The organism is Pseudomonas sp., from assembly GCF_030698175.1.
Taxonomy (GTDB): Bacteria; Pseudomonadota; Gammaproteobacteria; order Pseudomonadales; family Pseudomonadaceae; genus Aquipseudomonas.
On the sequence record NZ_JAUYNT010000025.1, the window covers coordinates 100,553 to 121,364 of the forward strand.

Genomic DNA, 20,812 nt, shown 5'->3' on the forward strand with positions numbered 1-20,812 from the left:
GTTACGTTCAACCCATCCTACGAAAGCCGCCAGCAACAGTTAACGGGTACCTAGCCTTTGCATCAGGCTGGTAGCTGGCGAGTTAACGGCCACAACCTACGGGGGTGAGGATGGTTTTTCTGGCAGCCGATATTGGCGGTACACAGACCCGCCTGTTGTTGGGTGAGCCTTGCGCCACTGGCTGGCGCTGTATCCGTCAGCAAAGTTTTTTAGGTCGCGACTACCCGAGCTTGGAGGCCTTGCTGGAAATTTTTCTCAGCCCCGGTGAGCCGCCAGAGGTGGCCTGTATCGCCGTCGCCGGTCCCCTCGAAGGCCACCGGGTACAGATGACTAACTTGCCGTGGTTATTGGATGCAGAGCGTCTCAGTGGGCAATTTGGCATCGCCACTGTGCGCTTGGTGAATGACTTTACTGCCCAGGCCTATGGCCTCAATGCCTTACCCGCAACCGAGCTGTGTACCTTGCAAGCCGGTGCGCCCCAGGCCGATGGCGTGCGCGCCTTAATGGGCGCCGGCACGGGCTTGGGCATGGCGCTGCTGGTGCCCTGCGCAGGGCTTTGGCAGGCTTTGCCCAGCCAAGGCGGTTTGGCCGATTTTGCCCCCCGAGGCCCTGAACAATTGGCGCTCTGCCAGGCGCTGCAAAGCGCTTACGGGCGGGTCAGCCAAGAACTGCTGTTGTGTGGCCATGGTCTGGAGCGGATTTACAGCTTTCTCAGCGGCACGGGAGTGCTGCTTAACGATGCATCGTTCAGTGCGCGGGCGATCTCGCTAGCCGCCGAGCAACACGAGCCATTGGCCTGCGCCGCGTTGGCGTTGTTTGCGCAAATCTTTGCCGCCAGCGCGGGTAATTTGGCATTGTTCAGTTTGGCCCACGGTGGGCTGTACCTGACCGGTGGCATAGCGCCGAAAATCCTCAGTTTTCTGCAAAGCCCAACGGTGCTTGAGGCCTTCGTCAACAAGCCGCCGATGCGCGAATTGCTGCAATCTATCCCCCTGCATGTGGTGCTCAATGAGCAGCTGGGTTTGTTCGGCGCCGCCAGTTTGGCTGCGCAGTTGTGCTGCGACTCGGCTGCAGCTTCGGGTAGATCAACTATGTGCGCGGCCACTCAGGATTTGGTCGCCCAGTTGTGCCCAAACGCGGCCGCTGGGGGAGCCGCGTAAATGAGCGCGCCGCTTGCGTCACTGCCGCCGCGGCGCTTGTCGTGGCAGTTTTTGCGCCTGGTAACGCCTTACTGGAAGTCGGCGAATAAGTGGCAGGTGCGCGGCTATACCCTGGCCTTGCTGCTGTTTACCCTGGCCCAGGTGGCGCTGGCGATCTGGATGAACTACTGGAGTCGCGAGCTGTTTGATGCGCTGGAAGACAAGTCGCTGAATGACTTGTTGATGCAGGTCGGCACCTTCGTCTTGATCTTCATTCTGACCATGGCGGTGACAGCCCTGCATATGCAGGTTAAGCGTTGGCTGCAGCTGGATTGGCGCCGTTGGCTGACCGCTAAGGTGCTCGATCAGTGGATGACTCGCGGTCACCATTATCAACTGCAATTGGTCGGTGGCGAGCATGACAACCCCGACGGGCGAATCGCCGAAGATATCCGCATAGTCACTGAAAGCTCCATCGGTCTGGTCCATTCGCTGGTGTATTCGCTGCTGATTTTCGGCAGCTTTGTCGACATCCTGCTGACTGTCACCGGCAGCGCCACCTTTCCCGGTACCGCGTTTATGGTGCCCGGTTATATGGTGATTCTGGCTTTTGCCTATGCTGGCGCCGGCACAGTGTTCGGCTTGCTGCTGGGCCGGCCATTAATTACCGCGACCAATAAACTGCAAACCGCCGAGGCGGATTTTCGCTTTGGCTTGGGTCGCTCGCGCTCTAATTCCGAGTCGATTGCCCTGATGCATGGCGAGGACATCGAACGGCAAAATGCCAAGACCTTCTTTGCCCGGCTGAGCCAGCGCTGGAACCGCCAGACCCTCGGGTATCTGGGCATAGTGTCGTTTTCCTCTGGTTACGGCGCACTGTTGCCGGTGTTCCCGATCTTGCTGATGGCGCCGCAATACATCGCCGGCGGCATGACCTTGGGGGTGCTGATGCAGGCCGCGCAGGCGTTCCAGAAGCTCACCTCGGCGCTTTCCTGGCCGATTGATAACCTCGGCGAGTTAGCCCATTGCCGGGCTTCGATACAGCGGGTGTTGAGCCTCTATAACGATATGCAAGTGCTCGATGAGCAAGCGAGCGAGCCGCAAGAGCATCGCATCAGCGTGGCGCAGTCCACTCAGCATGAGCTGGTGTTGCGCGACCTGTGCATCGCCAATCCTGACGGCTTGATCCTGCTGGAGGGTTTTAATCAGGTGGTTCGTCGCGGCGAGCACGTGCTGATTGCCGGCGATCCAACGGTGACCATCAGCTTGTTTAAAGTGGTGGCCGGTTTGTGGCCCTGGGGCCATGGCGAGGTCTGGCTGCCCGAGGGCCCGGCGATCAGCTTTTTGCCGCAGCGACCGTTTTTACCCCACGCCAGCCTGCAGTCGGTGCTGAGTTATCCGCAGCCGGCCGAACACTTCACCCAGGCGGCCATGCACCATGCGCTGGAGTGCGCCGGGATTGCCTGGCTGGCCCCGCGCCTGACCGAGCTGGACAGTTGGGATCGGGTGTTACCGCTGCGGGCGCAGCAGCGCCTGGGGTTTGCCCGGTTGTTTCTGCAGCAACCGGCCTGGGTGTTTATCGAGGAGGCCACCGACGCCTTCGACCCCAAAGGCGAGGAGGGCATGATGGACATGCTCTACCGCGAGCTGCCCAATGCAACGCTGCTGACCATCAGTTTTCACACCGGCTTGGAGCGTCATTACCAGCGCAAGTTGCTGCTCAATAGGCCGGCGCAAGACAAATACCTCACCTGCAGCACCTCAGAGTGTTCGCTGACCACGGCGCCCGTTACCCCGGTTGTTACGGCGGCAGATTAACAGGCTGTTGAAAAACTACTGCGCTCGGCCATGCGGCGTTGAAATCAGCCTCAAAATGCTCATTTACGACCAGTAAACTGCGCTTTTTCGGTTGATTTCGCCTTGCCTGACCTTCGCTCGCTACATTTTTCAACGGCCTGTTAAGGGCTTACGCAAAATTGGCCGGCAACCAGCCGCGCTGCACGCATTCTCGAAAGCACCAGGCGGGGGTGGTTTCGGTTTTGTAGCTCCAGAAGAACCAGCCTTGATACTTCTCGAACGTCAGCAGTTGGGCGGCGGCGTAACCGCGGTAGGCGGTGTTTTGCTGGAAGCTGTCCATGTGGTCCAGCGCATGGTTGAACGGCCCTTCGGCCCACAGCGAGACGACTTTCAAATCCAGCCCCAGGCTCCATTCGGCGCAATAGGCCGGCATGCCCATTTGCTGAATGATGCCGTCGGCTTCGGCTTTCCATGCGCCGCTGGCTTTGTGGATATGGGTGTAAATGTCGCTGTCGATGTCGCCGCGTTCGAAGCATTGGTAGCGATGAATATCGAACACCACGTTGGTAAATTCCGGCGCCTGCATAAAGCCCAAGTATTCGTGGTAATCGCGAAAACCATCGTGGAACACCACGCTGACATCCGCCGCGCTGCAGTGTTTGCGGATGCGCTGGTAGGCGTCGAGGTTGTAGCTTTTCAGGTAGTCGGTGGGCACGTCCCAGCGCGGCTCGTTAAGCACTTCAATGGCTTGCAGGCAGGGCTGCGCGTGATAGCGTTCAGCCAGGCGCTCCAGCACATTCAGCGAGTGCTCGCGGTAGTCGGCCTGGGTGTGCCATTCGCAGACATCCTTGATGCCGCCATTATCGAAACCGTTCTGGCAACCGGGGGCGGCGTGCAGGTCCAGCACAATGCGCAGGTCCAGCTCAGCGGCCCAGGCAAAGGCGCGGTCGAGCACCGCGATGCCGCCCTCGACAAAGGGCTGGCGGTTGTCGCCATAGCTGCGGTGATAGGGATAGCCGGGGCCGAAAATCCAGTGGCCGACCGGAATGCGCAGCGCATTAATGCCGCGTTGGTGCAGCCAGACAAAGTCGTCGTGGGTAATAAAAGTGTCCCAGTGCCGTTGCAGTTTGGCGGTTGCTTGGGCGCCCAGCTCGGCGCACCAAGTGGTTTCATCGGTGGCCTGCAGGCCTTCAAACAGGCTGGGGGTCATCCATTTTTCCAACACCAGCCAGCCACCCAGATTGACTCCGCGTAATTTACTGGTGGCGTTGGATTGGGCGGATACCGGCAAAGAGGTCTGCTGCATAGGGCGCTCCTTCAAGCAAAGCGGCGGCAATAAGCCGTGACCTCCTAAGCATAGATGGCGGATTTGCCGCGAGCTTGATATGCGCCAATAGATCGCCCGGTTAATGCCGTTTGTTTGAGCCAGTCGGGTGTTTAGTTAGGCTATGTCCCTGTTACTTCTTGCAGCGCGCAAGTCCCGTAGTCTCTGGTTCGTGACCCAGATGAAGGTGCGACAAAGAGCGCTTGTGGCCCTGCAGGATTGTCAGCGTGCTCGCGCTCGCTTCGCGGTGCCCTTTGTTACAAAAAGCCGCTCCTACACAAGCCCTGCACCTGCAATAATTTCATCGGCTGCCTCCCTGTAGGAACGGATTTATCCGCGATTGGTCGGTGCAGGCAACACAGGTATCAAGGCTAATTCCCTCTCGCTAAAATTTAGGTCTCTCGCAACGCATAACTGGTACAGGGCCTTTAGTTAAGCTGCACGCGGTCAGTCACGGCAGCGGTCGGCGACTGTGGCGCTGGCAGATTATCCAGGCAGTGGGCGATGCAGGCTTGGGCGCGGCGGGCCAGTTGCTTGCGGTTCTCGCCAGGGGTGGCGAGCAGCGGCGGCAACAGATGAATCTGCACCTGGGCGGCGGGGGCGGCGAGTAAGCGGCGCAGATGGCTGAGTAAATCATCCTCGCCAATAAAGGCCGCCGCAGTGTCCAGCTGGCCGTCGCGCCAGTAGCGAATCGCCACCGGTTGCAGGGCGATGGCTTGCTCAATCACGCCACTCAGTAGCTGGCCATGGAAGGTGCGCAGGCACTGGCCATCGCTGGTGGTGCCTTCGGGGAATAACAGCAGGGCGCGCCCGGCTTGCAGGTGTGTGGTTATTTGCTGGCCGATTCTGGCGCTGTCGCCGGCGCCCCGTTGGATAAACAGGGTGCCGGCCTGTACCGCCAGCCAGCCGGCCAGCGGCCATTGGCGCACTTCGGCCTTGGATAAAAAACTTAACGGCTGCAGCGCGCCGAGCAGGGCAATGTCGACCCAGGACACATGGTTGCTAACCCACAGCGCCGTCTGCTGTGGCAGCTGGCCGTGCACCTGCACCTGCACGGGTAAGCAGCTGCGCAGCAGGCGAAAACACGTCTGGCTCAGCTGCTGGCGCAGGCCCGGCAGTTCACGTCTGCTGCAGTACTCGGCCAGGCGCAGGCTGCCGGCCAGCAGCACACTGCTCAGTCCCCAGAGCACTAACAACAGGCTGCGCCAGCCGAGTCGCAGCGCCGGCATTACATCGCCGCCTTGAAGTGGCGGGCGTAACGCGGGCAGAGTTCATCGCGCTTGAGCAGGATAAACACGTCGGCTACTTGGAAATCCTGGTCCCAGCAAGGTTCGCCGCAAATCTTCGCGCCCAGGCGCATATAGGCCTTGAGCAGCGGGGGCATTTCGGCGATTACGTTGCTGGGTAAATCCAGGCTTGGCAGCGGGTGTTTCGGCTCGGCGCGCAGGTTTTCCTGGCACAGATAACGTTCGCGCAGGCGCTGCATAATTGCCTGGGCTTGCACGCCGCCGTCCTGCATGGGGATGCTGGCGCAGCCCATCAGGTAGCGATAAGCGCCCTCATTCAGCACCTCGGCCAACTCGCCCCAGAGCACGGCGATGGTGCCACCGTTGCGGTAAGCCGGATCGACGCAGGTGCGACCGATTTCCAGTATCGGCCCTTGCAACTTGGCCAGGCCGTGCAGGCTGAATTCTTCTTCACTGTAAAAACTGCCCAGGGTCGCGGCGGCCTGATGGTCGAGTAGCCGGGTGGTGGCGACCAGGCGCCCACTGTTTAAATCCCGTACGCCGATGTGCGCGCAGTGTGGGTCGTAGTCGTCCATGTCCAGGCCCAGTTCGGCGCCTTTCAGCTTGGCCGAAAACTCGCGGCTAAACACCTGATAGCGCAGCGCTTGTGCCTCGCGCAAAGCGCTGGCGCCGATTAACCGTTCGGCTTGCAGACGACGCTCCGTGCTGGCAACGCGGGTGAGGGCGATTGTATTCATTATGTAGCCTCCATGAAGCAGCCGGATGGGGTTGCGGTCTGTAGACTTTCTTGTGCCAGCTCAGACTAAGTAACCCCGGTGTCATTGCCGTGACGGAGTGGTGATGCTTGTATGACAGCCCACATTAGGTTTTTTGGAGTTTTGCATGCCTTGGCAATCGCTACTTGAACGCACCGAACGACTGCCGGCGCAGCCGCTAGAAGACTGGTTTGCCGCTGTGCAGTTGCAACTGGGCGAGGTTGCTCCACTGCACTTGGCGCTGCTCGGCGGGCGTTTGGCGGCGACTCCAGGGCTGGCGTTTTTGGCTGGTTATCAAGCGGCGTTACGGGTGCTCTGGCCCTCGGCGCCGGCCGGGCTGGGCGCCCTGTGCGTGACCGAGAACAAGAGCACCCGCCCGGCCGATATGCACACTCGCCTGAGTGGGCTGGCGCTGACGGGTCGCAAGGATTTTGTCACCGCAGCCGAAGCGGCCGACTGGTTGTTGGTGGCGGCCCGCGATGAGCCGGCAGGGGCGCCGGTGCATTTGTCGCTGGCGGTGGTCTATCGCGGCGCGCCGGGCGTGCGCATCGAACCGCTGCCGAGCTTGCCGCTGATGCCGGACATCGGCCACGCCCGTTTGCACCTGGAGCAAGCCAGTTGCGAGCTGCTGGCCGGCGATGGCTGGGACGCTTACGTGAAACCGTTTCGCAGCATCGAAGACCTGCATGTGCTGGCCGCCCTCGGCGCCTGGCTGTACGGCGTCGGGCAAGACGGCGCCTGGCCGCAGATCCTGCAACTGCGCTTGTTGGCCTTGCTGACCGGCTGCGCCGAACTGACTCGGCAATGCCCGAACGCGGCCACCAGTCATCTGCTGTTGGCCGCCTTGTTCACGCAGTTTGCCGCCTTGCGCCCCGAGGTGGACGCCGCCATGGCTGCCGGCCCGCCCACCTGGGCGCAATTGTGGCAGCGTGATCAGAACCTGCTGAACATCGCCGCCAGCGCACGGGCCAAGCGGCTGGAAAAGGCCTTGAGTAGCTTGGGGATGAGCTCCCAATAGCGCGCGTTCATCCTTCAAACGGTCACTGGGTGCGTGCTAGGGTGCAGCCTCAAATAACACATGAGGCGGTCTTATGCCCACTGTATTCTTCCGTCGTCTGTGTCTGGCGACTGGCCTGTGCGCCGTTGCCACGCTGGCGAGCGCCGAAACCTGGCCGAGCGCCGATTGGGCCACGGCAATAACGCCTAGCAGTGCTGCCATTGCGGCGCTGGAAGCCTATGCGTTTGCGCCGCGTGATGATGAGAGTCGTAAAGGCGTGCGCACCGATGCGCTGCTGGTGATTCGCGACGGCCAGATCATCTATGAACGCTACGCCGGGCCGACCAAGGCCAGCACCCCGCACTTGGCTTGGTCGATGAGCAAAAGCTTGCTGGCCGCGACCCTGGGCGTGGCCTATGGCGAGGGGCGCTTCAAGCTCAGCGATAGCGCGGCGCAGTACTACCCGGCGTTTGCCGCGCACCCGCAAATCAAACTGGGTCACCTGTTCAATTGGGCCTCGGGGCTCGACTACGAAGAAAGCTACGAGCTGGCGCCACTGAAGTCCTCGGTGGTGGCCATGCTCTACACCCGTGGCCGCCACGATATGCCGGCCTTTGTCGCCAGCCATCAGGTGGCGGTCGCGCCTGGCACGCGCTTTCTCTACTCCAGTGGCGACACTAATGTGCTGTCGGCGGCGCTGCGCGGCATGCTCGGCGACGCGGCTTACGCCAACTATCCGTGGACGGCGCTGTTCGAGCCGCTAGGGATCAGTTCTGCAACCTGGGAAACCGACGCCCGCGGCAATTTTGTCGCTTCCTCCTATGCCTACCTGACCGCCCGCGATCTGGCCCGCGTCGGCCTGTTGATGCAGCGTGACGGTCGTTGGGGCGAGCGCCAGTTGCTGCCCAAGGCTTGGGTTGAGTTCAATCGCACCCCGTTCGCCGCGTATCAGCCAATTGCCGGAGAGGCGGTGCCGGGCGGTCAGTGGTGGCTGAATCTGCCGGTGGCAGGCTCCGCCAAACCTTGGCCGGCGGCACCGGCTGAGACCTTTGCCGCCCTCGGTCATTGGGGCCAGGCGCTGTACGTGTTGCCCGCCGAGAAGCTGGTGATAGTGCGTTACGCCGATGACCGCGACCACAGCTATCAGCACAACGCCTTACTGCAATTGGCCCTCGCGGCCTTCGCTCCCGAGGTGGCGCAATGAGCCCGATTAAGTTGATCAAAACCCGCCCGTTTAGCAGCCTGTTGCTGCTGGCAATACTGCTGTCGGGCGCCTGGGCCTGGGCTAACCGCACTTACTTACAGGTCTTCCCGGACATCGTCAGTGCCTACACCGCCAAGGAGTATTGCTCCTGCCGCTATGTGATGGACAACCCCGCCGACTACTGCGCGAGCTACGTGAAATTGAGCCTGCCGGTCAGCGATTTCTTCGATGACGTCGCCCACAAACAGGTCACCGCCACTGGCCTGGGCCGCAGCCACAGCGCCGTTTGGCTAAGCCCACGGCAAGGTTGCCAGTTATTACCCCAGGCGCTGGCACTGCCGAGCCGCTAGGGAGGCTTTGCAAGCCGGCTGGTGGCGGCTATGGTGGCGGCTGAATTGCTTTAGTGAGCCTTGTTATGCCGAGCGTTAAACTGTTGCCCTGCCTGCTTGCCGCCTTGCTCAGCTTGCCTGCACAGGCTGCCTGGCAGTTGGACAAAGAGTCCTCGCGGTTGTCGTATACCACCACCAAGCAGACTGACGTGGCGGAAGTGAATCGTTTTCGCAGTCTCGCCGGCAGCGTTGACGATGCCGGCAAGGTGCAAGTGTTGGTGCGCATGGAGTCGGTCGACAGCGGCATTCCGTTGCGCGATGAGCGTCTGCGCAAGCAGTTGTTTGACGTCGAGCAGTTTGCCCTGGCGCAAATCGACGCGCAGCTCGATATTGCCCCGCTCCTGACCCTGGCTGCCGGCGCGCAGCTGGAGTTGCGTTTGCCGCTGACGGTCAATCTGCATGGTCACAGCCACAGCTATAACAGTGAGTTGCTGGTCACTCGCCTGGATGATCGGCGCTTTCAAGTCGTCTCCTTGGCGCCGCTGGTATTGAGTGCCGCCGATTTTGGCCTGACGCCGGGGGTTGAGACGCTGCGCAAGCTGGCCGGATTGAAATCCATCAGCTTGGCGGTTCCGGTCAGTGCGGTGCTGATCTTCACCGCCGGTTAAGTCGCGCCGATGATCTTTCCTTGGCACGCCGGCAATCAGTTTGAGTTGCTGCTCGATGGCCCGCAGTTTTTCCCGCGCATGCTCGCCGCCATTGCTGCCGCCGAGCAGCAGGTGGAGCTGGAGCTGTACCTGGTCGCCAGCGGCGCTTGCACCGATCTGTTGGTCGCGGCCCTCTGCGGGGCGGCGCAACGGGGCGTGCTGGTGCGTTGCCTGTTGGATGCTTTTGGCAGTCTGGGTTTGCCGGCCGCGCAACGCCGTGAACTGCTGGCCGCCGGTGTCGAGCTGCGCTTTTACAACCCGCTGAGTTGGCGGCGCGGCGTGCGCAACCTGTACCGCGATCACCGTAAATTGTTGTTGGTCGATGGCCGCCTGGGGTTTGTCGGCGGTACCGGCGCCACCGATCAGTTCTGGCAGCCCAGTGATAACAGCCACGCCTGGCACGAGGTGATGGTGGAAATTAGTGGCCCCTTGCTGGGCGACTGGCAGCAGTTGTTTGCGCGTCAGTGGCAGGCGGTGCCGGCTCGTTTGGCCTGGCGCCCGGCGCCGGTTCGGGGCTTGGCGCGGCTGCCGAGCACTCCGACGGCGGGGGCCGGTTTCGGCCGAGTCGCCTATGCCGATGGTCGTCAGCACCGGGATATTCTGCAATCACTGCTGCGCGCGCTGCTGCAAAGCCGGCAACGCATCTGGCTGGCGACGCCGTATTTCTTGCCCACCTGGAAGATCCGTCGGGCGTTACGCAAAGCCGCGCTGCGCGGCGTCGATGTGCGTTTGTTGCTGACCGCGCGCAATACCGATCAGCCGCCGGTGCGCTTCGCCGGCCAGCGTTATTACCCCAAATTGCTCAAGGCCGGGGTGCGGATTTTCGAGTACCAACCGCAGTTTTTGCACCTGAAAATGCTGCTGGTGGACGACTGGGTCAGCGTCGGCTCATGCAACTTCGACCATTGGAATTTGCGTTTCAATTTGGACGCCAACCTTGAAGCCATCGACCCGCACCTGAGTGCCCAAGTCGCCGCCAGCTTTAACGCCGACTTTGCTCAAAGCCTGGAAATCGACCTGCAACAATGGCAGGCCAAACCCTGGTGGCAGCGCTTGCGCCGCCGGGTGTGGGGTTTGCTCGACCGGCTGTTGGTGAATCTGCTTGATCGCCGTCGCTAACCGGCCGTGAACAACTGCTACGTTCGGCCATGCGGCGTTGAGCCCAGACTTTTGTCGGGTGTCAGACGCTGGCCGGCTGGGTATGCTCGGGGCAAATAACTGCCAAGGAGGCGCGCATGCGCCGCTACCCGCTGTTTGTATTGTTGTTGGCCAGTCTGCTCGGTGGCTGCTCGAGCCCTGGCGCGTTTTTTGGTGACAGTGATGGGCCGCTGTTCAAGGCTCGCAGCCTCAGCGATGAGAACCATGTCCTGGTCTACCTCTACCGGCCGCAGAGTGCTTGGGCGGATCAAGAGCTGGAAGCCCCCGGCCTGTTTATTAATAACCAACTGACTGGCAGCCTACCGAGTAACGGCTACCTGGCCGTGGAGTTTGAGGTGGCCAGTTATCAGCTGGAAATGCGTCGGCCCTTGCTGGGCAGCTACTGGACGCTGATGGCGGAAAGCCCGATGGACTTTACCCGCATCGCCAGCTTCGCCCTGGACGCCGAGGCCGGCGCCACCTACTACCTGCGCTATGACGAGAGCAACCCGCCGCCCCACGATGAGAGCTTGTCGGCCAGTGGCGACGGACCCTTGCAGCTGGTCTCGGCTAAGGTCGCCCTGCCGGAGCTGGCCGCCACCCACCGGGTGCAGCCGTTCGCCAGGATCGACGCCAACGGCGAGCATATTCGCGCCCAACGCGGCTTCTGGCGCTCGGTTGGGCGGGCGCTGGATAGTATCGGTATCTAAGGCGCTGCTCACCTGATGCAGCGCTTTTGTAGGAGCGGATTTATCCGCGATGGGGCCCCGGAACGCGACACAAGGCTGGGGATTGGCGCCGGACTGGCGTTCTGATCGCGGCTAAAGCCGCTCCTACAGGGGGGGACGGTTAAGGTTTGCGCCCCACCAGTACCGCGCGGGTGGGGGCCGGCAGGCCTTCGGCGGTGCGGCTCGGGTCGTTAGGGTCGAGAAAATCGCCCAGGGATTGATAGCGCATCCAGTCGGTGGAGCGCTGTTCTTCCAGGCTGGTGACGCTGACATCGACGCAGCGCACATCGACAAAGCCGGCGCGTCTTAGCCACAGCTCCAGCGCCGACACCGAGGGCAGGAACCAGACGTTGCGCATCTGCGCGTAACGGTCTTCCGGCACCAGCACTTGTTGGGCATCACCGGCCACCACCAGGGTTTCCAGCACCAGTTCGCCGCCTTTTTTCAGGCAGTCTTTTAGCGCCAGCAAGTGGTCGATGGGCGAGCGACGGTGATAGAGCACGCCCATGGAAAATACCGTGTCGAAGCCTTCCAGCTGCTCGGGCAAGTCTTCCAACGCAAAGGGCAGATGCCAGGCGGGGAGGTCGGGCAGGTAGCGCTGCATGGCCTGGAACTGGCAGAAGAACAGCCAGTTGGGATCGATGCCAATCACGCTTTCGGCGCCGGCACCGAGCATCCGCCACTGGTAATAACCGTTGCCACAGCCGACATCCAGCACCCGCTTGCCACGCAGGTCCAGGTGCGGGGCGACCCTGTCCCACTTCCAGTCCGAGCGCCATTCGGTGTCGACATGCACGCCAAACAGGTTGAACGGTCCCTTGCGCCACGGCGACAAGCCGAACAGCGCGTCGCGCACCTGTTGGCGGGTGGCAGCGTCGCAGTCGTTGTCGAGGCTGAAGCTGTTCACTAAGTCGATTTGGCTCGGTTGCATCACCGGCAGGGCATCCAGCGCGGCTTGCCAGCGGCCTAAGTCGCCGTGACCGACGGCCATTTTGGCGTCGAGTTGCTGTTGCAAGTCGTCCGCCCAGTTTTCCAGGGGCGAGCCTTTGAGGCGTTGAATCAGGGGGCTTAAATCAATCATGGCAGGGCGATCAAGGAAGCAAAATTCAGGCACTGAAACCACACCACGACTTGGCTGAAGCCGGCGGCCAGCAAACGCTCACGGTGCTCCTCTAAGCTGTCGGGGAGCATGACGTTTTCCAGGGCGCTGCGCTTCTGGGCGATTTCCAGCTCGCTGTAACCGTTGGCGCGTTTGAAGGCAATATGCAGCTCGGTGAGCAGCGCGTGTTCGGCCGGATCATTGAAGCGCAGCTTCTCCGAGAGAATCAGCGCGCCACCCGGCAGCAGCGCCTGATGGATGCGTTGCAGCAAACCGAGGCGTTGCTCGGGCTGAATAAATTGCAGGGTGAAGTTCAGTGCCACCAGGGATGCCGGCTCAAACGCCAGGCTGAGAATATCCGCCTCGCGCACCTCCACCGGCAGTAACTCCTGAAACATCGAGTCCTGGGCGTGCAGGTATTCGCGGCAGCGCTCGACCATGGCTGCCGAGTTGTCCACGGCAATCACCCGGCAGTCGGCAATCTGCACATGCCGGCGCAACGCCTGGGTCACGGCGCCCAGGGAGCTGCCCAGGTCGTAGAGTACGCTGTGCGGCTGGGCGAACTGCGCCGCCAGCACGCCGAGGTTTTCGACTATGGTCGGGTAGCCCGGCACCGAGCGTTTGATCATGTCCGGGAACACCCGCACCACGTCCTCGTTAAAGGCGAAGTCGGCGACTTGCGCGTGCGGCGTGGCGAAGATGCGGTCGGGTGTGTGGTTCACGGGGCAGTTCCGGGCGGGCGAAAGGCCGGCATTTTAGCCAACTAACGGCCGCAGCCCAACCGCCATTATTTCAACTGGTCGGAAAAGAATTGGCTGGCACTGGATGCACTGAGCATTCCAGCTCCCGATGACCGATCACGTCACTTCACGATCACATCACTTCAACTGATCGGAAAAAAACTCACCGGCGCCCTGTAGCGGCCCCAGTGGGTTGCGCTTGACCTCGTAGCGGCGGATGTTCGGCTCGCCGCTGCTGACCTTGTGCACCAGCAGATCATCGACCAGCACGAACACGGCGCGGAAGGCCCAGCCATGCACCTCACGGTGCTTGCGAAAGTTGAAGGCGTCGGCCCAGAAGCTGCCGACCCGCTGGGTATCGGTTTTGTTGAAGTCGAAGGCGTAGCCGGTGCAACGCTCCTTGGCCTCCAGGCACTGCACCAGACCGGCGGGCAGGTAGTCGATGGGGATGTTGGGCTGGACGAATAACAGGCGTACATCGAGGAACGACAACATCCGCCCGTTGCCTTCGATCAGTGGGTCGAAACCCAAGGAAAACAGCTGCGCCCGGCGGGTTTTGCCAGGCGTTGCCTGAGCATAACGAGCCTCGGCATCGAGGTAGTCGCCGAAGGGCGAAAGCAGCTCCGCCCGTTCACTGGGTAGCAGGCTGCTGCAGCCGGCGAGCAAGAACAACAGGCATAAAAGACCAGTACAACATTTACGGCCCATGGTCTTCTCCTGTCTCAGTACTGCCTCTCTATATGACGGCGCATTAGGGGCGCTCCGCCTCAGGAATCAGACCGGTGGCAGGGGCTTCAGACGACTGGTTGGCGGCGGCGCTGTGGGGGGTATTTAGTCCTAAAGTTGCGCGGCTTGGCGCAACGATTCATAGGCCGGTGCGGCGGGAATGCCGACTGCCACGCAGAGCTCCATCACCCGTGGCAGGTCGCAGCCGTAGATCAGCACCGCTTGTAATTCGTCATCCAGCGGCTCGCTGAAATTGAGCAGCACATAGCCGCCCATTTCCTTGTTCATGCTGCTCAATTGCACCTGAATGCTATTGAGCGCCGCCAGCGGTTTGGCCTTGAGCAATTGCTTGGGTTTGATATTGAACGGCACATCGCTGCTGAATGAAGCGATGATCTGTGCCAGCAAATCGGCATAGCTGTCGGCCTGAAACAGCACGTTGTCCGGCAGATTACCGACCACCACCCATTCCCCCAGCGGGATTGGATAAGTGTCGTCGTAATTGACGTCGGGGTTGGCTGCCAGAAAGGCCTCTGGGTCTTCGTAGGCCGCAGCGGCCTCGTTGGCAATGCGCAAAATCTCGTCTTCGGGCAAGCCGCCGGAACTGATTTTGCCGACTAATTCAACCAGTAGGTCTTGCATCTGGGTTACTCCACTGTAATCGGGCAAACAAAGTTTTGTGCTGGCGCCACGTCCGCTTCCCAGGGCCTGCGGTAGACCATCAACAGATGGCCGTTGCCGGGCTTGTCGGCTTTGTAACGCCAGGTGGACTGACCGGCGCTACCCACCAAATCGAGGTCTTCGGGGTTGCTGTACACCTCCGGGCCGAGGCTTTTAAGCACACCACTGGCGGCATCTTTAACTTCCCAGCGAAAGCCGGTGCTGGGATTGCTGCGCAGGCTCAGCATTAGCTCTTGGCCGCGATAGATGGTCAGCGGGCAATGGCTTTGCGCATCTTCGTCGAGGCTAACGCTGCTGGGCGTCTGCGTGCAGGCGGCAAGCAGGCTTAGGCTGGCGGGCAAAAGCCAGCGAACGAACGGGGCTGAGTGCATGGTCAAACATCCTGGGCAAATACAGGTTGCCAGCATAACGACAAGCTGGGCGTCAGCCTACCGTCACACCGCGTTGATAAATTCAGGCCCGGCATTCGACGGCGCACGGCCGGTTAATTGCGGTGGTGTTTATACAAACAGAGGCATTTATGTCACTGAAGTTTTCGCTGTTGCCGTTACCGGCTTTGTCGCTGCTAGCATTGGCGTGCCTACGACCGCTAGGCGGGGGGCCTGGCGCCTCGGCACTGGCGTCACCTATGCACTGGAGCAAAGTGCCGACCTCAATCTAAGCTGGGACTTGGTGTGGATGGGCGACCTGCCGGTCGAACAACGTAAATCCGTGTCCGGCGCGGTCTTTCCGGCCAGTACGGCAATGCCTGGCTTCACACCGTTACCGGCAACCTGACGTGGCCTTGCTAAAACTGTTTAACAAGCAGCATCTTTCCACCATGGAGTAACACGTAGATGAACATGACTCGTAACGTATTTGCTGGTGTGGTTTTCAGCAGCCTGTTATTGGCTGGTTGTGTGTCGAAGGTGACTGAGCAAAGCCAGTATTCCGGCTTTTTGCCCAGCTACGCCGGCTTGCAGGAAGTCACCACGCCGAGCGGCGCGAAAGTGTTGCGTTGGATGGCGCCGAGCTTTACTCCGGGGGCGTATAACACCGTGGTATTCAAGCAGCTGGAGCTGTACCCGGCGCCCGCGCCGAGCGATAGGGTCGACCTGAAAACCCTGCAAGAGCTACAGAGCTACACCAGCCTCGGCGCTAGAAATGTTCTCGCGCAAAAATTCCTCGTGGTGCCGGATCTCAAAGCCGCTCCGGCCGGTTCACGCAGCTTGATCATGCGTGTGGCGATCACCGGCGTCAGCGCCTCGAACGAGGGCATGAAGTGGTATGAGGTAGTGCCGGTGGCCGCCGTTATTGGTGGCGTTTCTGCCGCCACGGGCCAGCGTGACCAAAATACCGAGCTGTATCTGGAGGCCGACGTTATTGACGCCAGTTCAGGCCAGCCGGTGGTGAAAGTGGTGCGTAAGGTGTTCGGCGGAGTGCTTAAAAACGCCAGCCAGGTGATTACCGTTAATGACTTTAAAGTGGCCCTCAAGGGGGTTACCGACGACATGAACGTGCTGCTTAAATAAGCCGGCAGCTGTCGCCAGCCAGCCAGCCGGCTGGCGACAGTCTTAATGTCTGCCGCAATAGACCAGCACGATGCGGCGAGCTCCATTCGCAATACCATTCGAGGTCGCCAGAGCCTTTGGCTGTTGAGCACCTACTGAATGTCATTGATCGGCGCGGCATCCATCGGTCGCTGGTTTTGCCGGTTGGCCGGCCGCAGGCGTAAGCTTTGCGCTTTCCCACCTGGCTGCTTTGTCATGCTCAATGCCCGCTTGCTGCGTCTGGACGATCAGGCCCATGAACACGCCCACGACTATCACCAGTTGATTCTGTCGCTGGCCGGGCGGGCCGAGTTTGAGGTTAACGGTCGCGGTGGCGAGGTCTGCCGGATGCGCGCCTGTTTGGTGCCAGGGGACGCTGAGCATCAGTTCGCCGGGGTCGGCGACAATCGCATGCTGATCCTCGACCTCAACGAGCAAGACACGCCCGAGGCGGATCTGGCGCTGCTTGCCGAGCTGTTCGAAACCCCGCGCTATCCGGCGCTGGACGCCGATTTTCAACACCTGCTGAGTTACGCCGGCGCCGAACTGGCGCGCTTTGGCAGTGACCCGCATTTGTCCCGCGCCCTCGGTGGCGTGTTGCTGCGCGCCCTGCACCTGCGCCTGTTCGGCGTGCAGAGCCGAAGCCTGACCGGCGCTGTGGATATTGAACGACTGGATGCTTACATCCTCCAGCACCTGGCGCGGCGTATCAGCGTGGCCGAACTGGCCAATGTCGCCTGCCTGAGCCCCAGTCACTTCCACGCCCAGTTCAAAGACAGCGTTGGCTTAACCCCCCATCAATACCTGCTCAAAGCCCGCCTCGACCGCGCCAGCCGCCTGCTGCAAAACAGCCCGTTGCCACTGGTGCGCATCGCCGAAGAGTGCGGCTTCTCCAGCCAGAGCGCCCTGACCACGGCGCTGCGTCGTTATCTGGGGCTAACCCCCAAGCGGCTGCGTAATCATTCGTAGGCAGCATCGTAGGGTGGGTTAGCGGCGCGGGCAGTGATTGTTTGCAGCGCCGCGCCAGTCGAGCGCCGCGTAACCCACCATTGCTGTTTGCCGATAGACCGCATGGTGGGTTACGGCGCGGTCGGGCTTGGTGGTGTTGGTGTGACCCTGGTTCGCACCTAACCCACCCTACAGCGCGCCAACGGCAGCCCTCAAACAAGCGTTTAGCGAAAGTTCCCGCTATCAGAGTTTTTGGCAAAAACTCCAGAGTTTTGCGCAAGAAGCGGTCATGGCTCTGTCACTAAAGTCCGTCATCCCGCTACGCCGCGTGCATAGAACCAAGAGTTCTTGCGTTGTCGTGGCCATGGGCTAGACCAACAACAATGACTCCATAAGAGGAAAGGCGTGATGTTTATAGCCAGCCACGTCTTGCAGGGCGACGTTCTCACAAAGACTGCCGCCGAGTTCTTCCCCGTCATCAGCGCTAATTACAGCGTCGACGAGGCAGCTTATCTAACCGAGCTGTTACAGCTCGCCGACCCCGGTGACACCGGTATTGCCGCTATCCGCAGCAGTGCCCGCACGCTGATTGAAGATGTGCGCAGCCGGGACAATGCCGTCGATACCCTCGACGCACTCTTACGTCAGTACAGCCTCGACACCCAGGAAGGGCTGATGCTCATGTGCCTGGCCGAGGCTTTGCTGCGGGTGCCGGACGCCGCCACCGCCGATGCGCTGATTCGCGACAAGCTCAGCGCCGCCGAGTGGGAGCGTCACCTGGGCCAGAGCGACAGCGTGCTGGTGAATTTCGCCGCCTGGGGCCTGGTGCTGACCGGCAAGGTGGTCGACCCGCAAACCGCCGATGGCCGGCCGAAGAACGTACTCGGCAAACTGATCAAACGCTCCGGCGAGCCGGTGATTCGCGCCGCGATGAACCAGGCGATGAAGCTGATGGGCAAGCAGTTCGTGCTCGGTCGCAATATCGCCGAGGCGCTGAAGAACGGCCGGCCGTGCCGCGAACAGGGCTACAGCTATTCCTTCGATATGCTCGGTGAGGCGGCCTTAACTGCCGCTGACGCCGAGAAGTACATGGCCGATTACCGCAAGGCCATCGACACCGTCGGCGCCGAGCCACAGGTCGGTCCAGGCCCGAAGCCGTCGATTTCGATCAAGCTCTCGGCCCTGCACCCACGCTATGAAGTGGCGCAGCGCGAGCGGGTGCTCACCGAGCTGTTTGCCAACGTGCGTGAGCTGGCCATCCGCGCCCGCGCCCTGAACGTTGGCATCGCCATGGACGCCGAAGAGGCCGACCGCCTCGAACTGTCGCTGGAGCTGTACGAGAAGCTGCTGCGCGACCCGGCGATTGCCGGCTGGGGCGAGATCGGCCTGGTGGTGCAGGCCTATTCCAAGCGCTGCCTGCCGGTGCTGGTGTGGCTGACGTTGCTGGGCAAGGAACTCGGCGCCAAGATGCCGCTGCGCCTGGTCAAGGGCGCCTACTGGGACAGCGAGATCAAGTATTCGCAGCAGCAAGGGCTGGACAGCTACCCGGTATTTACTCGCAAGGAAGGCACCGACACCTCGTACCTGGCCTGCGCCCGTTACCTGTTGAGTGAGCACTGCCGTGGGGTGATTTACCCGCAGTTCGCCAGCCACAACGCCCACACCGTCAGCTGCATTCTGGCGCTGGCCGAGGCGGCCAAGGCCGAGTCGGGCGAGGCGCGCGAGTTCGAGTTCCAGCGCCTGCACGGCATGGGCGATGCGCTCTACGACACAGTGCTGGAGCGACACGGCAAGAATGTGCGCATCTATGCCCCGGTCGGCGCCCACAAGGATTTGCTGCCGTACCTGGTGCGACGCTTGCTGGAAAACGGCGCCAACTCCTCCTTCGTGCATCAATTGGTCGACCCAAGCATCGCGGTTGAGTCCCTGATTGATCACCCAGTGACGCAACTGCGCAAGTTCGCCAGCCTCGCCAATGACAAAATCCCCCTGCCGCCGGCGCTGTTTGGCCCGGCTCGGCAAAACTCCCAAGGTCTGAACATGAATATTGCCAATGCCTGGCAGGCACTCGAACTCGCCTATCAGCCGCACCTCAATCGTCAGTGGCATGCCGCGCCGGTCATCAACGGCCAGAAACTCAGTGGCTACAACCAGGAAGTGCGCTGCCCGTATCAGCTGGACAAGGTGCTCGGCACCGCTCAATTTGCCAGCGCCGCCCATGCCAGCCAAGCCCTGGATGCCCTAGCGGCAGCTTGGCCGCGTTGGAATGCCACGCCGGTGGAGGCGCGTGCGGCGATCTTCGAACGCCTGGCGGCCTTGCTCGAAACCAACCGAGCCGAGCTGATGGCGCTCTGCACCCTGGAAGCCGGCAAGACCCTGCAAGACGGTATCGATGAGGTGCGCGAAGCGGTGGATTTTTGCCGCTACTACGCCCAGCAGGCGCGTTTGCGTCTGGGCCGTGAAGAGCTGCAAGGCCCGACCGGCGAGCGCAACGAGTTGTTCCATGAAGGCCGGGGGATCTTTGCCTGCGTCAGCCCGTGGAACTTCCCGCTGGCGATTTATCTGGGGCAGATCAGCGCCGCGCTGTTGGCCGGTAACTGCGTGTTGGCCAAACCGGCCGAGCAAACCAGCCTGATCGCCGCCCGCACCCTGGAGCTGATGTTCGAAGCCGGTTTGCCGACCGAGGTGATCGCCTTTTTGCCCGGCGACGGCGCCACCCTGGGTGGCGTGTTCTGCCGCGATGCCCGGCTGGCCGGGGTGTGCTTCACCGGTTCGACCGACACCGCGCGGATCATCAATCGCCAGCTGGCCGACAAGCCCGGCCCGATTGCCGTGCTGATCGCCGAAACCGGCGGCCAGAACGCCATGATCGTCGACTCCACCGCGCTGCCCGAACAAGTGGTCAAGGACGCCGTGCAATCGGCCTTCACCAGCGCCGGCCAGCGTTGCTCGGCCCTGCGCGTGCTCTATGTGCAGAGCGACATCGCCGAGCGAGTCATCGAGCTGCTCAAGGGCGCCATGGCCGAGCTGAAAGTCGGCCCGCCCAACCTGCGTGAAAACGACATAGGTCCGGTGATCGACGCCGAGGCCAAGGCTGGTCTGCAGGCGCATATCGCCACGCTCAAGGGCGCCGGCAAGCTGATTGCCGAAACCCAGTTGCCGATCGGGCTGGACGGTTACTTCGTCGCCCCGGTGGCCTTTGAGATCGGCGCCATCGGCGAGCTGGAGAAGGAGCACTTCGGGCCGATCCTGCACCTGGTGCGCTTTGCCGCCAGCGAGCTGGATGCCGTAGTCGGCGCCATCAATGGCACCGGCTATGGCCTGACCTTGGGCGTACACAGCCGCAACGAGCAAACCGCCCAGCGCATCGAGCAACTGGCGCGGGTCGGCAACCTGTACATCAACCGTAACCAGATCGGCGCGGTGGTCGGCGTGCAACCCTTCGGCGGTTGTGGCCTGTCCGGCACCGGCCCGAAAGCCGGTGGCCCGAGCTACCTGCTGCGCTTTGCTAACGAACGCACCACCTCGGTCAACACCACGGCGGTGGGCGGCAACGCCTCGCTGCTGTCGTTGGGCGATGCTTGATTGAGACGCGTAGGGTGGGCTAAAGCCCACCCTACGAGATGTGTAATACCGGTAAAAAGCTGCACCGTTTGACTAAACGCCCGTCATAACAGGCTGTGTGAAAACGTAACGAGCGAAGGTTAGGCAAGGCAAAAACAGGC

The 20,812-nt window shown here is 61.6% G+C and carries 20 protein-coding genes; 12 read left to right on the forward strand and 8 right to left on the reverse strand.

What is annotated here, in order from left to right; genetic code table 11:
• The first annotated feature begins 110 nt into the window (after window positions 1–110).
• On the forward strand, window positions 111–1,160 hold the full coding sequence (glk, locus tag Q8R10_RS13310; protein WP_305654312.1) for a glucokinase: 1,050 nt from the start codon (window positions 111–113) through the stop codon (window positions 1,158–1,160).
• Window positions 1,161–2,957 carry an ABC transporter ATP-binding protein/permease gene (locus tag Q8R10_RS13315; protein WP_305654313.1) on the forward strand — a complete coding sequence of 599 codons (1,797 nt, stop codon included), beginning with the start codon at window positions 1,161–1,163 and terminating at the stop codon, window positions 2,955–2,957. It begins immediately after the preceding gene.
• Window positions 2,958–3,105: 148 nt separating this feature from the next.
• Here the strand turns inward: Q8R10_RS13315 and Q8R10_RS13320 are convergent, their stop codons facing one another.
• The 3 genes from Q8R10_RS13320 to olsB all read right to left on the reverse strand — a co-directional run bounded on the left by Q8R10_RS13320 (window position 3,106) and on the right by olsB (window position 6,244).
• Complete coding sequence (locus Q8R10_RS13320) at window positions 3,106–4,242, reverse strand: glycoside hydrolase family 5 protein (protein WP_305654314.1); 1,137 nt, start codon at window positions 4,240–4,242, stop codon at window positions 3,106–3,108.
• Between the two features lie 446 nt (window positions 4,243–4,688).
• Window positions 4,689–5,489: a lysophospholipid acyltransferase family protein gene (locus tag Q8R10_RS13325; protein ID WP_305654315.1), complete on the reverse strand. Its 801-nt coding sequence runs from the start codon at window positions 5,487–5,489 to the stop codon at window positions 4,689–4,691.
• On the reverse strand, window positions 5,489–6,244 hold the full coding sequence (gene olsB, locus Q8R10_RS13330; RefSeq protein WP_305654316.1) for an L-ornithine N(alpha)-acyltransferase: 756 nt from the start codon (window positions 6,242–6,244) through the stop codon (window positions 5,489–5,491). The genes Q8R10_RS13325 and olsB overlap by 1 nt, the downstream gene beginning before the upstream one ends.
• Before the next feature lie 145 nt (window positions 6,245–6,389).
• Here olsB and Q8R10_RS13335 point away from each other — a divergent pair, with 145 nt between their 5' ends.
• The 6 genes from Q8R10_RS13335 (at window position 6,390) to Q8R10_RS13360 (ending at window position 11,346) form a co-directional block, all read left to right on the forward strand.
• Entirely contained in the window at window positions 6,390–7,280 is an 891-nt protein-coding gene (locus Q8R10_RS13335) for an acyl-CoA dehydrogenase family protein (protein WP_305654317.1), read from the forward strand.
• 73 nt (window positions 7,281–7,353) lie between these two features.
• Entirely contained in the window at window positions 7,354–8,463 is a 1,110-nt protein-coding gene (locus Q8R10_RS13340; RefSeq protein ID WP_305654318.1) for a serine hydrolase, read from the forward strand.
• The gene (locus Q8R10_RS13345; RefSeq protein WP_305654319.1) at window positions 8,460–8,813 is read left to right on the forward strand and encodes an amidase; all 354 of its coding nucleotides are present in this window, start codon (window positions 8,460–8,462) and stop codon (window positions 8,811–8,813) included. Before Q8R10_RS13340 ends, Q8R10_RS13345 begins: the two co-directional genes overlap by 4 nt.
• A 65-nt stretch (window positions 8,814–8,878) precedes the next feature.
• Window positions 8,879–9,460: a YceI family protein gene (locus Q8R10_RS13350; RefSeq protein ID WP_305654320.1), complete on the forward strand. Its 582-nt coding sequence runs from the start codon at window positions 8,879–8,881 to the stop codon at window positions 9,458–9,460.
• A gap of 9 nt (window positions 9,461–9,469) precedes the next feature.
• Complete coding sequence (locus Q8R10_RS13355) at window positions 9,470–10,618, forward strand: phosphatidylserine/phosphatidylglycerophosphate/cardiolipin synthase family protein (RefSeq protein ID WP_305654321.1); 1,149 nt, start codon at window positions 9,470–9,472, stop codon at window positions 10,616–10,618.
• 116 nt (window positions 10,619–10,734) lie between these two features.
• Window positions 10,735–11,346, forward strand: coding sequence for a DUF2846 domain-containing protein (locus tag Q8R10_RS13360; RefSeq protein WP_305654322.1), 612 nt, complete (start codon window positions 10,735–10,737; stop codon window positions 11,344–11,346).
• 139 nt (window positions 11,347–11,485) lie between these two features.
• On the opposite strand, the gene cmoB is transcribed toward Q8R10_RS13360, so the two are convergent.
• From cmoB to Q8R10_RS13385, 5 genes are all read right to left on the reverse strand, one after another.
• Window positions 11,486–12,445 carry a tRNA 5-methoxyuridine(34)/uridine 5-oxyacetic acid(34) synthase CmoB gene (gene cmoB, locus Q8R10_RS13365; RefSeq protein WP_305654323.1) on the reverse strand — a complete coding sequence of 320 codons (960 nt, stop codon included), beginning with the start codon at window positions 12,443–12,445 and terminating at the stop codon, window positions 11,486–11,488.
• A complete protein-coding gene (gene cmoA / locus Q8R10_RS13370) occupies window positions 12,442–13,185 on the reverse strand; it encodes a carboxy-S-adenosyl-L-methionine synthase CmoA (protein ID WP_305654324.1) in 744 nt (247 codons plus the stop codon). Before cmoA ends, cmoB begins: the two co-directional genes overlap by 4 nt.
• A gap of 156 nt (window positions 13,186–13,341) precedes the next feature.
• A complete protein-coding gene (locus tag Q8R10_RS13375; RefSeq protein ID WP_305654325.1) occupies window positions 13,342–13,911 on the reverse strand; it encodes a hypothetical protein in 570 nt (189 codons plus the stop codon).
• A gap of 129 nt (window positions 13,912–14,040) precedes the next feature.
• On the reverse strand, window positions 14,041–14,571 hold the full coding sequence (locus tag Q8R10_RS13380) for a hypothetical protein (protein ID WP_305654326.1): 531 nt from the start codon (window positions 14,569–14,571) through the stop codon (window positions 14,041–14,043).
• Between the two features lie 5 nt (window positions 14,572–14,576).
• On the reverse strand, window positions 14,577–14,981 hold the full coding sequence (locus Q8R10_RS13385; RefSeq protein WP_305654327.1) for a protease inhibitor I42 family protein: 405 nt from the start codon (window positions 14,979–14,981) through the stop codon (window positions 14,577–14,579).
• Between Q8R10_RS13385 and Q8R10_RS13390 the strand changes: the two genes are divergently transcribed.
• The 4 genes from Q8R10_RS13390 (at window position 14,980) to putA (ending at window position 20,672) form a co-directional block, all read left to right on the forward strand.
• The gene (locus Q8R10_RS13390; RefSeq protein ID WP_305654328.1) at window positions 14,980–15,387 is read left to right on the forward strand and encodes a hypothetical protein; all 408 of its coding nucleotides are present in this window, start codon (window positions 14,980–14,982) and stop codon (window positions 15,385–15,387) included. The genes Q8R10_RS13385 and Q8R10_RS13390 overlap by 2 nt on opposite strands.
• A 59-nt stretch (window positions 15,388–15,446) precedes the next feature.
• The gene (locus Q8R10_RS13395; RefSeq protein ID WP_305654329.1) at window positions 15,447–16,121 is read left to right on the forward strand and encodes a DUF3313 domain-containing protein; all 675 of its coding nucleotides are present in this window, start codon (window positions 15,447–15,449) and stop codon (window positions 16,119–16,121) included.
• Between the two features lie 234 nt (window positions 16,122–16,355).
• The gene (locus tag Q8R10_RS13400; RefSeq protein ID WP_305654330.1) at window positions 16,356–17,108 is read left to right on the forward strand and encodes an AraC family transcriptional regulator; all 753 of its coding nucleotides are present in this window, start codon (window positions 16,356–16,358) and stop codon (window positions 17,106–17,108) included.
• A 387-nt stretch (window positions 17,109–17,495) separates the two neighbouring features.
• Window positions 17,496–20,672, forward strand: a complete 3,177-nt coding sequence (gene putA / locus Q8R10_RS13405) for a bifunctional proline dehydrogenase/L-glutamate gamma-semialdehyde dehydrogenase PutA (RefSeq protein ID WP_305654331.1) — start codon at window positions 17,496–17,498, stop codon at window positions 20,670–20,672.
• Window positions 20,673–20,812: the final 140 nt, after the last annotated feature.